Annotated in this window: 11 protein-coding genes and 1 pseudogene; 6 read left to right on the plus strand and 6 right to left on the minus strand. The window is 66.9% G+C overall.

Translation table 11 applies throughout. The features are described 5' to 3' along the window. Window positions 1-7 precede the first annotated feature (7 nt). The 4 genes and pseudogenes from BX283_RS08545 (at window position 8) to BX283_RS08560 (ending at window position 4,912) form a co-directional block, all read left to right on the plus strand. Window positions 8-736: a phosphotransferase gene (locus BX283_RS08545; protein ID WP_101387042.1), complete on the plus strand. Its 729-nt coding sequence runs from the start codon at window positions 8-10 to the stop codon at window positions 734-736. Window positions 737-1,185: 449 nt separating this feature from the next. Next, window positions 1,186-1,650, plus strand: a complete 465-nt coding sequence (locus BX283_RS08550) for an NUDIX domain-containing protein (RefSeq protein WP_101387043.1) — start codon at window positions 1,186-1,188, stop codon at window positions 1,648-1,650. Further along, window positions 1,647-3,642 (plus strand): annotated as a pseudogene (locus BX283_RS08555) (ATP-binding cassette domain-containing protein). The gene BX283_RS08550 and the pseudogene BX283_RS08555 overlap by 4 nt, the downstream one beginning before the upstream one ends. Window positions 3,643-3,730: 88 nt before the next feature. Beyond that, window positions 3,731-4,912, plus strand: a complete 1,182-nt coding sequence (locus BX283_RS08560; RefSeq protein WP_101387044.1) for a bifunctional class I SAM-dependent methyltransferase/NUDIX hydrolase — start codon at window positions 3,731-3,733, stop codon at window positions 4,910-4,912. A 233-nt stretch (window positions 4,913-5,145) separates the two neighbouring features. On the opposite strand, the gene BX283_RS08565 is transcribed toward BX283_RS08560, so the two are convergent. The 5 genes from BX283_RS08565 to BX283_RS08585 form a co-directional block, all read right to left on the minus strand. Continuing rightward, entirely contained in the window at window positions 5,146-5,670 is a 525-nt protein-coding gene (locus BX283_RS08565; RefSeq protein WP_101387045.1) for a hypothetical protein, read from the minus strand. Window positions 5,671-5,833: 163 nt separating this feature from the next. Further along, window positions 5,834-6,898, minus strand: a complete 1,065-nt coding sequence (locus BX283_RS08570) for a hypothetical protein (RefSeq protein ID WP_143676405.1) — start codon at window positions 6,896-6,898, stop codon at window positions 5,834-5,836. 201 nt (window positions 6,899-7,099) lie between these two features. Continuing rightward, the gene (locus BX283_RS08575; RefSeq protein ID WP_101387047.1) at window positions 7,100-7,390 is read right to left on the minus strand and encodes a hypothetical protein; all 291 of its coding nucleotides are present in this window, start codon (window positions 7,388-7,390) and stop codon (window positions 7,100-7,102) included. Between the two features lie 1,029 nt (window positions 7,391-8,419). Further along, a complete protein-coding gene (locus tag BX283_RS08580; protein WP_143676406.1) occupies window positions 8,420-8,704 on the minus strand; it encodes a hypothetical protein in 285 nt (94 codons plus the stop codon). Between the two features lie 117 nt (window positions 8,705-8,821). Next, window positions 8,822-9,472: an HAD-IA family hydrolase gene (locus BX283_RS08585; RefSeq protein ID WP_101387049.1), complete on the minus strand. Its 651-nt coding sequence runs from the start codon at window positions 9,470-9,472 to the stop codon at window positions 8,822-8,824. A gap of 767 nt (window positions 9,473-10,239) precedes the next feature. On the opposite strand from BX283_RS08585, the gene BX283_RS08590 reads away from it, so the two are divergent. Then, window positions 10,240-10,806, plus strand: a complete 567-nt coding sequence (locus BX283_RS08590) for a hypothetical protein (RefSeq protein ID WP_101387050.1) — start codon at window positions 10,240-10,242, stop codon at window positions 10,804-10,806. Window positions 10,807-10,851: 45 nt separating this feature from the next. Further along, window positions 10,852-12,072 (plus strand): MAB_1171c family putative transporter, encoded by a 1,221-nt coding sequence (locus BX283_RS08595; RefSeq protein ID WP_306822860.1) that lies wholly within the window; start codon window positions 10,852-10,854, stop codon window positions 12,070-12,072. A 32-nt stretch (window positions 12,073-12,104) separates the two neighbouring features. On the opposite strand, the gene BX283_RS08600 is transcribed toward BX283_RS08595, so the two are convergent. Further along, window positions 12,105-12,971 (minus strand): helix-turn-helix transcriptional regulator, encoded by an 867-nt coding sequence (locus tag BX283_RS08600; protein ID WP_107503672.1) that lies wholly within the window; start codon window positions 12,969-12,971, stop codon window positions 12,105-12,107. Between the last annotated feature and the right edge of the window lie 151 nt (window positions 12,972-13,122).

Here is a 13,122-nt window from a genome sequence, read left to right on the forward strand (position 1 = left end):
GACAGGCGTGGAGTTCATCAAGACGTACCGCACACCGGCGGCCGCTCAGCAGGCCCAGGCCCACCAGACGTGGCTGGCCCAGCTCGGGATGCCTGTTGCCCCTGTCCTTGCCCGCCACGGCCGCCACTTAGTTCTCGCCCGCGTGAACGGCAGCCACCTCGTCTCCGAGCAGCTGCCTGAGGCCGCCCTTCTCCTCGGCCGGGCGCACACCGCCGCCCACCAGAGATTCCTGACCAGCGCGCGCCTAGGCGAAGGCTGCACTGTGCCGGACGTCGGGCCCCTGGAGCCGTTCACCGCCCCGCGTATCCGGCGCGTCCGCGCGCTGCTGGCCACCGGGAACGTCCCCGGGGCGGTGTTCACTGCTAGCGAGGGCGGGCACCTCGTGGCCTCTGCCGCCGACGAGCCCGCCGCGTTCTACAAGGACGCCAATCCCCGCAACTTCCTCCACACCCCCACGGGGATCATCGCGGTGGACTTCGATGACCTGACCCTCGCCCCGTTCGGCTACGACCTGGCCAAGCTCATCGTCACCACCGCCATGACCTACGGTCCGCTCCCAGCACCGCTCACCCGCCGCACCATCAACGCCTACAACCGGCACGTTCCGTACCCCGTCCCTCCGGACCGACTGAACCAGTGGATGGAGATCCACCACATCCTCACCAGCCCCTACCTCGGCCGCAACGGCTACACCCGCAGCTGGCACACCCTCCGCCGTGAAACCCAGATCCGCTGAGCCAGTCTCCGAAGGAACCGCGAACCGTGTCTGAACGACCGTCTCCCACGCGCCGTACACAGTGCCGCGCAATCCCCGGATCGTGTGCAGCACGCACTCGGACACCCATTGGCGTGATCGAACGGGCCCCGGCTCAAGCCCTCCAAGGCCCAGAGAACGAAACCGCACATGAGCCCGAAGAGTTCGCCCTCTTCCCACCCGAACGTGCGCCCTTGGGGGCCGTTAGTCCGAGCACCTGTCCGAGCGTCACGTCAACGAGGAGGCGTCATGCGTCTGCATACGCACCACACCATCACTCAGCGAAAGCTCGAACGTCAGCAGATGCTCCTCGAACAGCCCGGCACCCATCGCACCTCTGATCAGTCTTCGCCCCACGCGTTTCTCCCGCGCACCAGCCGATGCGGCCACAGCTCCGTTTCCTGCTTTGAGGGGCCGAGGGGGGTGTGCGCATGAGCAGCGTCTACCGAAGCGAGGTCGACGTCGTCGTGGTGCTGCACCGCACGGACGGCCGGGTTCTGCTGCTGCGCCGGGCCGCGTCGGAGTACCGCGGGCAGCTCACGCTCGTCGGCGGACGTCTCGAACGTGACGAGTGGTACGACGACGGTGCGCGACGCGAGGTACGTGAGGAGGTCGGCGTGCACATCGATCCGGGCGACCTCGAACTGTGCTGCGCCGCGCACCTCCAGATCGAAGACCTGGAGCGGCGTCTGGTCTTCCTGTTCACCACGCAGCGCTGGTCGGGCGATCCTCACAACGCTGAGCCCGATCGACACACCGAACTCGTGTGGGCGGACCCGGGCGAGCCGCCCGCCGACTGCCACCCCGTCTCTACGGCCCTGTTGGAGCACTTCGTCGCGGGAAGCCTGCGGGCGAACATCACCGTCCCCGCCTCCCTGTGTGGGGGTGCGGGATGAAGCGGTTCCTTAAACGCGTCCGCATGGACGAACCCACGGTGTCGGCGGCGGAACAGGAGCTGTTCGGCGGGCCGCTGCGCTACGACATGGGCTGGTCGGAGCACGAGCGGGCCCGCCTGCACCTGACGATGATCACCGCGATCCGGGCGATGCCCCGCCTGGTGGGCGCCACACTGCGCAGGGCCTGGCGGGCGGACCAGCAGTCGCTGCTGAGCGTGGGGATCAGCGAGGTGGGGCAGGGCATCGCGGCCGCAGCCAGTCTCCTCGCGGTCAACTCCCTCATGCATGCCCTGCTCGGTACGGGCGCCCCCGTCGACCGTCTGCACACGGCGCTGCCCGCGCTGATCCTCGTGTCCTGCACAGCGATTGCCACCTCGCTCCTCGCCAGCTGGTCGACCTCGCGGGCGGGACGGCTGGAGCCGCTGGTGGAGCGGATGACGACCGTCGAGTACCTGGAGGCGGCCACGGCCGTCGAGCTGGAAGCCATCGAGGATCCCGAGTTCCGGCGCCTGGTAGACATCGCCCAGTACGCACCGTCCTCAGCCCGCCGCATGATCAGCGCCTGCGTGGCCGCGCTCAACAGCACCATCTCCCTGATCGCCACAGCCGGGGTGCTCACCGTGCTCCATCCCGTACTGCTGCCGATGCTCCTGCTGATCGCGGCGCCACGGGGGTGGGGAGCGATGCGCGTGGCCCAGGAGCGCTACGTATCGGTACTCACCTGGGTTGAGCACCTGCGGGCCAGCCGTCTGATCGGGGATCTCCTCACCGCGCGCCGGGCCGCGCAGGAAGTACGGCTGCACCACGTCGGGGCCTTCCTCCTCGACCGCTACCGGACGATGGCTGAGAGCGCCGAGAGCGAGCAGCGGCGCCTTGCCGACAACAAGGCGCTCACCGAGCTCGTCGCCGCCGGCCTGTCGGGCCTGGCCAAGGCCGCCACCTATGGCGTGATGCTCTGGCTGATCCTGGCCGGGCACATGGAACTCGCCGTCGCCGGGACCGCAGTGATCGCCGTGCGCTCCGGCTCGGCCTCCCTGGGCGCGCTGGTGATGAACATCAACCAGCTCCACGAAGAGTCCCTGTATGTGCTCGACCACGAAAGGTTCCTCGCCGAGGCGTCCCGCCGCTCCATCCCTCCGGGCGGATTGAGCGTTCCTGCCCACCTGGAGGCGGTCGTGCTCGACAAGGTGAGCTACCGCTATCCGGACCGGGACGAGCCCGCTCTGGACGGCGTGTCCCTCTCCATCCCGGTCGGCTCGGTCGTCGCCGTCGTCGGGGCGAACGGCTCCGGCAAGTCGACGCTGATGAAGGTGCTCGCAGGACTGCTCCTTCCGCACAGCGGCCAGGTGCGGTGGGGCGAGCATGATCTGACCGACTTGGACCGCACGCAGGTCTTCGACCGGGTCAGCCTGCTCACCCAGGACTTTCGAGCAATGGCCGATGACCGCCGCCGTCAACATCCAGATCGGCCGCCCGCACCACCCCGCCACCCGCGACGAGCTCCAGGGGTCAGTCGACTACGCCGGAGCGACAGCCGTCATCGCCAAGCTCCCGCACGGTCTCGACACGCTGCTGGCCCGCGTCTTCCGCGGAGCCTCGGAGATCAGTGGGGGCGAGTGGCAGCGGATCGGTGTCGCACGGGCCCACTGGCGCAGCGCGACCTGCCAGACCGACAACCTCCTGATCGTGGACGAGCCGACCGCCGCGCTCGACCCCGAAGCCGAGATCGAAACGTTCGACCGCATCCGCCGCCTCGCCGGCCCGCACCGCGCAGTCGTCCTGGTCACCCACCGCATGTCCGGCGTCCGCCAGGCCGACATCATTCATGTCCTAGACCAAGGGCGCCTGGTGGAGTCCGGCAGCCACGAGGAGCTGATCAGCGCGAACGGCCGCTACGCGGCCATGTTCCACACTCAGGCCGCCCAATACGCCCCCACCGCACCGCTTGCGCTTCCGCGCCCCAACTCCCCCTCCGTAACGGAGCCCTCGTGAACCCCACGCCCCTGGCCTCAGAGCGGAGCCCGATAGACCGACGACCCGCTTTGGCCTGCCCCTCAACTGCGAGCAAGGAGCCTCACGCATGACCCGGCTCACCAACAACGGCGCCGAGCAGGCGAACGCCGACACCTGGCATGCCTACGGCCAGCATCAGCTCCAGCGGCGCCCCGACATCCCCGACCTGGCCCAGTGGCAGTGGGGCAACGCCGGAACCGGCCCGGGTGTCGAGATCCTCGGCAATCTCCATGGCCGACGGTTTCTGGACCTGGGCTCCGGGCTCGGCCTGCACGCCGCCTACCTCGCCCGGCACGGGGCGCTGGTCGACGCCGTGGACGCCTCCCCCAGCCAGCACCAGCGCGCCACCGACCGCTACGGCACCCTGCCCGGGCTCCAGTTCGTCCTGGCCGACGCGGTGCGCCACCTCGCTGACGCTGATCCGTACGAGGTGATCTACTCCGTCAACGGACTGCCTTATCTCGACCCCGACCGGCTACTGCCCGTCCTCGCCGACGCCCTCGCCCCCGGCGGCCAGTTCGTCTTCACCACCCTGCACACGACCTCGGACGGGACCGGCCCCTCCTGCCACGTCGCCTCCCGTCCCGAGACTCTCCGCCTGCCCCACAGCGGCGAGGAGCGGACGGTCCACATGTGGGTGCTCGAACCATCCCTGTGGGAGGACCTGCTGGTCCAGAACGGGCTGATCGTCGACTCGATCACTGTGCTGGACTCCGGACAGCCGGACAGTCCCGTCTCCTACCGCCTCTTTCAGGCGCATCGGCCGCCCATCCCCACCTCACGGCCCCGCATCACCAGACCTCCCCTCGCTCACGCCGCCGTCGGCGTTGGAGTCCTCGTCCACGGCCCGCACGGCATTCTGCTGGGCCGCCATGCCCGTGGAACCTGGGAGGCACCCGGCGGCTCCGTCGAACCCGGCGAGGATTTCGCGCAGGCCGCCGTGCGCGAGCTAGCCGAGGAAGCCGGGCTCCTTGCCGAGGCCGGCGATGCCCGTGTGCTGGGCACCCTCCTGGATCACGTGGACGGAGTGCTGCGGGTCACCGTTCCGGTTCTGGTCACCCGCTGGCGCGGTGAACCACACGACCGCGAACCGACCATCGGGTCCTGGCGCTCGTGGCGGCTGACAGTCCTGCCCAACAGGCTCTTCGACTGCACCGCCCAGTGCCTCACCGCCTGGCGGCCCGACGTCCGGATCGATCACCCCCCGGCCCACTTCCTGCCCGCAGCCCCACCGCACGCCAGTCCCTGACCGCCAACCGAAGCGCCGCAGCAGCGGGAGCTGCCCGTCTCCCGTTGCTGCGGCCCTGGATGCAGGGGGAGCCATGACGTACGACCCGAACTACCCGTTATGCATCGCCGGTGACCACGCCACCGGCCACCAGCCGCGGAAGGAGCCTGAGCCAGAACCTCCAATACCGATCAGGGCGAAGACTGCCTGTCTCCTGCTACTGCTACTGGCCCTCGCCCTGTCGGGCGGACTGGCTAGGTAGGTGTCTTTGGGCGGCGTTTGTCAGTGGTTCCGGGAGGCAGTTGACGGGCTCGCGGTCGTGGAATGTCAGCGGGAATTGAAGTCTCACCCGTGCGCATGGGCGTGCCCCTTGTGGTGGTACAAACGAGCGCGGGCGTCTGCACCACCACAACCCGCTCCGTGACGCTCTGCTCGCGCCGCTCCGCCTCGCTGAGCAGCGCGCGTTCCGCGTCCTTGCGGGACTGCTCCTCATCGCGCTGGCCCTGGACGAAGTCGGCCAGGGCTTTCGTCGAGTCGAAGCCGAGTTGCCCCAAGAGGTCACGCACAACGGCACGACGCCCTTGATCCTTCTCGCGGGCGAACAGCTTGGAGAGTTCGTACTGGGGAATCGCCACGCCGCCCGGGCCGGGATCATCGGTCGGCGGCTGGTTGCTCGGGTCGTCCGAGGACGCGCCCAGGATCGGCAGGATCGGCCGGCCGTTACGCCGGTATCCGATCGGCACGAGGGGAAGTGGGCGCATGGCGCGGGGGCTGATCATGGGTAGTCTCCTGGCCCAAGCGCCCCCGCGCGGGCGGAGTCTAACCCCGAGATCCACAACAACGGGAAAGGTTCTGTCGGGCAGCCGTCGGAGACCGCGCCTCACCCCGGTGTCATAGGGGGCACCGGGCCCGCCTCCCTCGGGCGCGATCTCCTCGCCAGCGTCAATGTGCCTCGTCAGGGTCCACGTTCATGTAGAAGCACAGCTCGGACAGGCAGGTGATCATGTTCTCCAGGGCGCGGATGTGCTCGCGTACGGCGACCGGGAAGTGGGCCCGTTCCCACAGCGCAACGCTGCTGTCGCGACGGGCCCACAGCTCCTCCAGCTCGCCGACGGTGGGCTCGATCTCCCCCAGAGCCACCTTGGTGGCTCCCAGTGCCCACCCGAAGGGGTGACGGGGGTGGGGGTCAAGCTCGCCGGATACGCCGTGGTGGGCCAGCACGGCGCCGATGGTGCCGTACAGATGGGCCATGCGAACGACCCGCTGGATCCAGGTCACCCCCTTCACCTCGTCCGGCGGGAGTGGCGCGTCTGGTGCCGCGGTGAGACTGGGGTGCAAGGCCGCGGCGGCGTGACAAGCGACTGGGCCCGGCAGCCACCGCCTTGCCCTCAATTGCTCCAAGGCACCGGCAAGTTGAACTTCGGCGTATTCGACGGTACCGGCCCACCGGGGACGATGACCATCACGGTACGGACCGGAGATCAGCGCCCGGCAGCGGTCACCGAGCAGCAGTGGTACAGCAGGTGTGCCGTCGGCGCTGTCGGCGAGCGCCCGGTTTTCCTGGATGTCCTGCATCACGTGCCAGGTCGCGACCCACCGCGCTGACTCCAGGAGAAGCTCTTCACGCTGCTGCACTTGGGTCCAGTCCCCGTCCAGCGGGGGCTCCCAGGAGGGGAGCGGATCGATGTACAGCTCTGCGTGGCGGGCACCGCCGAGCCACCACAACGGCCGGTCGAGGGGCACATCGTCAACCAGGAGATCAGCATCCCGCGCTGCTCGCCACACCGCCAGCGCCAGGAGCCGTGCCGCTGGAATCCACCGCTCCAGCCTCTCCTTACGTGCCTCCGGAGGGTCGATGATGACCCCACCGTCCTGCTCGATCTTCTCGATGTCCCCGGGGTCCCAGCCGATCCCCCTCTTCATGAGCATCCACGTCAACCGCTGGACCCGAATCCAGGAACCCTCGCTGTACACCTGGTGGTGCCGTGCCTCCCAGAGGTCCGTCATCTCCGCCACAGCCAACGCCCATCGTTTGCCCGGATCAACCCGGTCACACTATCGCCGCGCCCTACCCGTGCACTGCCCGCTTCTGGCTCGTCTCAGTGAACCTTGACCGTTCTCAGTGAAGTCTGACCGGTGGCTGCCGGTCGACCAGACACTGGCGGGTGGTTCCGCCGCGAACGCCGCCATAGGTTCGGGGCACCGGTCCTACGCTGCGGCGCCATGGACAGGCGCTCCCGAGAAGCTCCTCAAGGACTGGGCGGAGGACGAGGCCGCCAGGGCATCGTCGTGATTTCCGACGATGGCCTCCAGCGCGGCCAGTGCTCGTAGGTGCTCATCGTCAGCCAGCTCGAGCCGCCGGCGTTTCGCATCGGGCACCCAGGAGGCGGCCACCGCGCCGGGGAACCGGGTCGCACGCCCATGGGCCGCCTGCTGGAAGGCCGGTTTGAAGGACAACGCTCCCCACGCACCGATAATCAGCTCTCGCAACCGTCGCATCGCCGCTCCCTGTTGATCAGGCAAAGTCGGCGGAGCCTAATCCTCGGGACGCCATGAGCCGACAGCACCGGCTGCTCGGCACAGGGGCCGGATCAGCCGCGCCGGACCCGGCTCCCTGAATGTCGCGACGGAAGGCGGTTATCCACAGAAGCCAGCTAGTCCTCCACGGGAGTTGCCGAAAGCCCGGCACGAGCCGACCTTGCTAGCTAGGGTCAGCGTCGTTACGGCTCTCGCCCCCACCCCGCTCGCTCGTTCATGTGTTCGAGCATCGCGTGCGAACGATGAAGGGAGAGTGAGATGGGCAAGCACGAGAAGCCGAGGACTCGGCGGCCGACCGGCCACCAAGTCTGGTTACTCATCCAGATGTTGATCTGGACATGTAGCCGACTCGGCGACCAGTAGCCGGACACCGTGAGCATCGGCCGTCACTGCCGGCAAGCTACGGCGGCCGGTGCTCACACAACAGCTGATCTGTTGACCCACAACAGGTGAGTTGGTACTGAGCACCTTCTCACTAACAGGTGGGCTATTGGCAGACTAATTGAGGCGCCGCCATGACGCATATAACTTGACGCACTTCACGCCTGTGCGGCAACACAAAAGGGTCACAGCCGCTGCCGACGGCGCACGATGCTTCCCTGTTGGGCGCGAGCTGACGGCACAGCGCAACTGGCACTCTGGGTACCAAGCCTCAGCGTTGAGTTGTGCTCGGCAGCCTCTGGAGGGCCACGCCCGCGCCAGACAAGAGACCCTTCAGGGGCCGTCGTCATCTGGGCGTTGCGGCACGGCCCCAATGCCGAACCTCGCCCGCACATCGGCAGACGCACCCCCAGTGCACCACGTGGCGCACTGGTCGATCGCTTCGAGTCCCGACTGCCACTCATCGCCACCCTGCCCGCCGCTCATCGACAGCTGCGCCTGGCCTCACGAACGTGCCGGAGTCGAGGAACAGGTCCGTGAGCGCCCACACGCACGCGTCCAGCAGGTTGGGGGACTTCTCCTGCTCGTCGGAGGAGCCCACGTAGCTGGTCAACTGGTCTTCGAGTTGGGCGTAGGTGCGGGCTGGTCCGGCGTGGGTGATGCGGGACTGCCGCAGTCACCCTGACGCTGCTCGTGGTAGAGCGCGGCGGCCCGGCGCATCGCGGCCGTCGGGGTGCAGCGGCCTCGCTCGACGTGCAGGAGGAAGCCGCGGGGCTGCCGGTTGCCGTACTGCGCGTCGAGCGGGTACGAGCGGCCCGCCACGGTGAACGCGGTCAGGTCGACGCTCTGCGTGGTGGTGACGGCCGGGTCGACGGGCACCGGCAGAATCTCCACACCCAGCCGTAACGATCTCGCCGCAAGCCCGGCCTGCCCCCTGCCCCGTTACGCCTCTGCGTGAGGGACGTCCGGCGCAACCGGGTCTGGAATCTTGGGCGATGCGTAGAACCGAAGTCAGTGCGTAATCACGAGTTCCACGCCTCGGTTGGAGACGTGGGCCGAGATGTCATTGAAGTCGGCAACGACGGCGTCGGCATCCAAGGCGCCAACAGCGTGCGTAGTGGTGAGCGCTACCGTCCTCATGCCAGCCGCGCGCGCAGAGGTAAGGCCCGCTGGCGCGTCCTCGAACACAACGCACAGCGAGGGGTCCACGCCGAGTCGTTCAGCGGCGAGCAGGAAGGGCTCCGGGTGCGGTTTGTGGTGGGTGACGTCCTCAACAGTGACGAGGCATTGCGGCTGGATGCCAACTTGGGACAGGCGCGCCTCAGCCACACGGCGGGTCCCGGAGGTCACCACCGCCCATCGGGTCGGCGGCAGAGCCGCCAGGAACTCACTTGCCCCGGTTACCAGCGTCACGCCGCCAGCCTTGGCGTCGGCCACCTCGGCGTTCTCAAGCCGTGCAACTGCCTCTGCCACCTGCTCAGCGGGCAGAAGGTCCGCGACGATCGCGGCAGCCGGGCGGCCGTGCACCTCGACCTTCTTCACGTCTTCCAGTGTCATGCCATAGTCCGCAGCCCACTGGGTCCAACAGCGCACCACGGAGCGCAGCGTGGACACCAGGGTTTCGTCGCTGTCGAACAGCAGAGCTTCGGCTGAGATTCTCACCCGAGGATCCTACATGGAGTTTACTTTCGCGCATCCAGAATAATCGCGTCGCCAGCGCAGCGACCAGCGGTTATGCCAGAAATCCTGGATGACTCAGTAAGACGCGTCACAGCTGGCGACTGCATATTGACGCAGGGGCGGCGACGCGTGGTTCCAATCCGGTGAGCCCACACGCATAAACCCGCCAGCAGCGTCGGAACAATAAGGACAGCTCGAACAAAAGGTGCGCATAGCCCCCGATGAGTCGTGGGACACATTTCGACCACGACAGGCCGATCGGAACGTAGCCTGTCGCAGGAAAACACCCACCGACGCATAGAATCCGCAGGTCAACTGGGTTCCAGTCGCACAGCGAGGCGGATCCATACCTCCTGACGGGGGACCGAGGCACGCAGGCCCCTCTATAGGGTGCAGAGGGACGTAACCGAGTCGCCAAGTCCGCCTACCTGCCAGGTTCGGATGCCTGCCGGACGAACTGCACCCGAATGAAGATCATTTCTCTAGGCGTTCGCCGACGAGTGCCACTGAAGGATTTCTCATGTACAGCACCGCGCAGCAGAGTGGCCGCGTGACCCACTCCGCCGTCGCTGTCGCTTTGCACTGCGTTGCTAGGCAAATTCACCTGTCACAGTGCCTCCAAAGCGCAACTCGCCCACCAAGCAGGGCACCTCGCCCCTGCAGCCCGGCCGCGGTCCATTGACATGCCCTGGCCTCGCGATCGCACTGCGGAAGCCCCTTCGAAGTCGCGCACAAACGATGGATACCCGATGACACCGGTGCGCCGCTTGCTCGTCGGCGGCGAGATGCGTCAGTTGAGTCGGTACTGCAAGAAGCAGCTACTGAACTTCCCTCTACCCGACCCGTTCACCCTTGACGGCCTGATCGCCAACATAGAATTGGCCCGCGATTGCTCCATCCGTCTCGTGGCGTTGGGGTCTACGGGAACTGACCTTCACAGTCCGTGCGGCCTGCACATCCAGGCGGGACCTAAGAATTTCATTCTGTACAGGCGGAAGCCAACACCTAATCAGACATTTCACTCCATCTTTCATGAAATATCCCATTTGTGGCTTGATCATGGGAAGCACAGGGCGGGCGAGGGGCGATTGCCTCAGAGCTTCCAAGCCTTCCTCTTCGATCACTTGGGTGCCGACAGGGCCGCGCAGGCACGTGTGCACTACGACCGTCGCGAAGAACGCGAAGCGGAGCTGATGGCGTCGCTCATCCGGCAGCTCATTCGACAACAGGCCCGTCATGGAACAGACCTTGTCAGCGCCATGGAAGCCAGCCTCACTCACCCTCTCGCCCCACTGCGGCCCAGCCGCTTGTCGTAAGGACCTCCCATGCTGGGCCTCTTCATCCTCTGCGTGTGCCTGGAGATGACAGCCGTGGCCCTCTGGCGCCTGCCGGCGCTCCGCTACAGCGACCCGCTACGCCGCACTTTGTGGGGCTGTAGCGCTGGCTTCGCTGTGGCTCTTTGGGCCAGATTCCCGCCAGTCAAGGCTGCCTTGGACTGCGTGGCCGTCGATTTCAGCGCCTTGGTGAAGTACTTCTTCTCCATGATCGCCTCCCTCGCCCTTCTGAACTACGCGGTCACCAGCTACGGCGCCCAGAGCGACCCACCCCGACACATAGTCATCTGCCGGACAGTGGCGGTCGTCTCACGACGGGCAACCATCATCGTCATTCCAACGATGGTCATCCTCTTCTTCACCCTGGTCGACCGCTCCCACCCCACCCATGACTTTGCTGCCGACCATGCGGGGCAGTGGGGGGCAGCGGTCTTCATGACGTTGTTCTACCTGTACCTCGGCTCGGCGGCAGCAACTTGTGCCTTCCAATGGGGGCACGTGGCCCGGCGCGCGGAGACGAATTCGCTGCGCGCCGGACTCACCCTCGGTTCAGCTGCGACATGGTTGTACGCCGCGTACTCGGTGGTCCGCGTGTCCTTCATGTGGCTGGCGATGTTCATGCACGTCGCGCCCCCCGTAGAGCAGGTGGCCGGCAACGCCGGCGATCTACTCAATGTGGCTGCTGCCGCTCTGTTCGCTACGGGAGCCAGCTTGCCCACCACCGGCGTCGCCGCTCAGCGATGGCAGACATGGCGACTGCTCTATCGCTTGCAGCCCTTGCGCAGGGACCTAGCGCTGCAGTTCCCCCAGTTCAGCTTCCAACCCCTGGCATCGCGCCTCCGGGAGGCGACACGCCTTGCACCCTCACTGGACATACGGCTAGACCGGGCGATCCAGGAATGCGGCGATGCCGTCGAGCAACTGCGTCACTACGCAACAGCCAGCCTATGGCCTGCGGCCGAAGAGGCGGCGGCTAACCACGCAGATTCCGAGGCTGCGACGGAGGCGTATTGGATTGCGGCAGCATTGCGCCGCGCCCACGCCCATCAGCGTAGTGCGATCCCGGCAGCGCCCCTGCCGATGAAACCCTTCCCCGACAGCCAGAGCGAAGCCCGCTGGCTGGTGAGAGTCCAGGACATCTACGTCGGGCTCTCTCGGGGAGTCATCGACGAGATCCTCGTCCGAGCTGGCAGACCGCACGGCAATGAGCAGCCCACTGTCACCATGGCCGGCAGCAGTCAACCCTGATGACAAGCAGTGCCGGTGCCGCCAAGGTCGCCCTACTCGCCCTCGGCGTCGTCGGCGCGCATTTCCCGCATCACCAGCTCGGCAGCAACTGCCAGCATCTCCTCGGAGATACCGCCGCCACCGCGAGCGTTGACCGTTACCCGCCCCTCGCCGAGCCCTTGGGCCAAGAACCGCAGGCGCTCCATGATTTCCCGCTCCACCTGTTCACCCGTCTGGAAGTGAAACGGCGGTACGCCCAGGGCGTCAGCCAGCCCTTCATACACCGTGCCCAGAGGAAGACCGGCGAGGATCTCCTCTGCAGGGTGCTGCTCTGCGCGCAGCGCCTCGATCACCGCAGGCTCCACGATTTCCGCTTGCGCCCTCCGGTTAATGGCAGCCGCAAGCTCCTCATCACTCATCGGTCGCGTACGCAACAGGGCTCGCAGCTTCTCGCCCACCGTCCCGGCGACAGGACGACCGGCCACCAGACGATTCGCGGGCATGATTCCGAACGAAACGTCCTGCGCTGCTTCAAGTTCCGCCAGGCTCACGCCGTACAACTCGGCAGCACGCTCAGCAATGTCGGCCGCAAGGCGGCGCTTGCCGCCTTCGGCATTCCCCAGTGGAACGCGGCTGATACCAAGAGCCCTGGCCGCCTGCGTCTGCGAGTACTCCGCATCGGCCCTCAGACCAGCAAGGTCCGGGGGGCCAATTCGCTCGAACAGAACATCGACACTCTGGCCCAACGCTCGCGCGATGGCAGGAAGGCGCTCCGGCGGAGGCGTGGCCTTGCCGCTCTCCCAGTCCGCAACTGCGACCTTGCTGACCCCCAACGCCTCGCCGAGATCTTGCTGACGCTGCTCAGCGGCACGGCGCGCCGTCCGCAGGCGCCGGCCGTTGAAACTCCTCAGTGAGGACACCAGGCACTCCAGACGTGAGGAAAGCGGGGACTAGACCACCTTAGCGCCCGCCATTGAAGCCGGAAGCGAACTCAGGTAGATTCTCGAATCACGCACGGGGAGCAGCCTGCTTCCCAACCTAGCTTTCCGCTCCGGAGTCCTACATGCCCTT

This window comes from Streptomyces sp. TLI_146, from assembly GCF_002846415.1.
GTDB lineage: Bacteria > Actinomycetota > Actinomycetes > Streptomycetales > Streptomycetaceae > Streptomyces.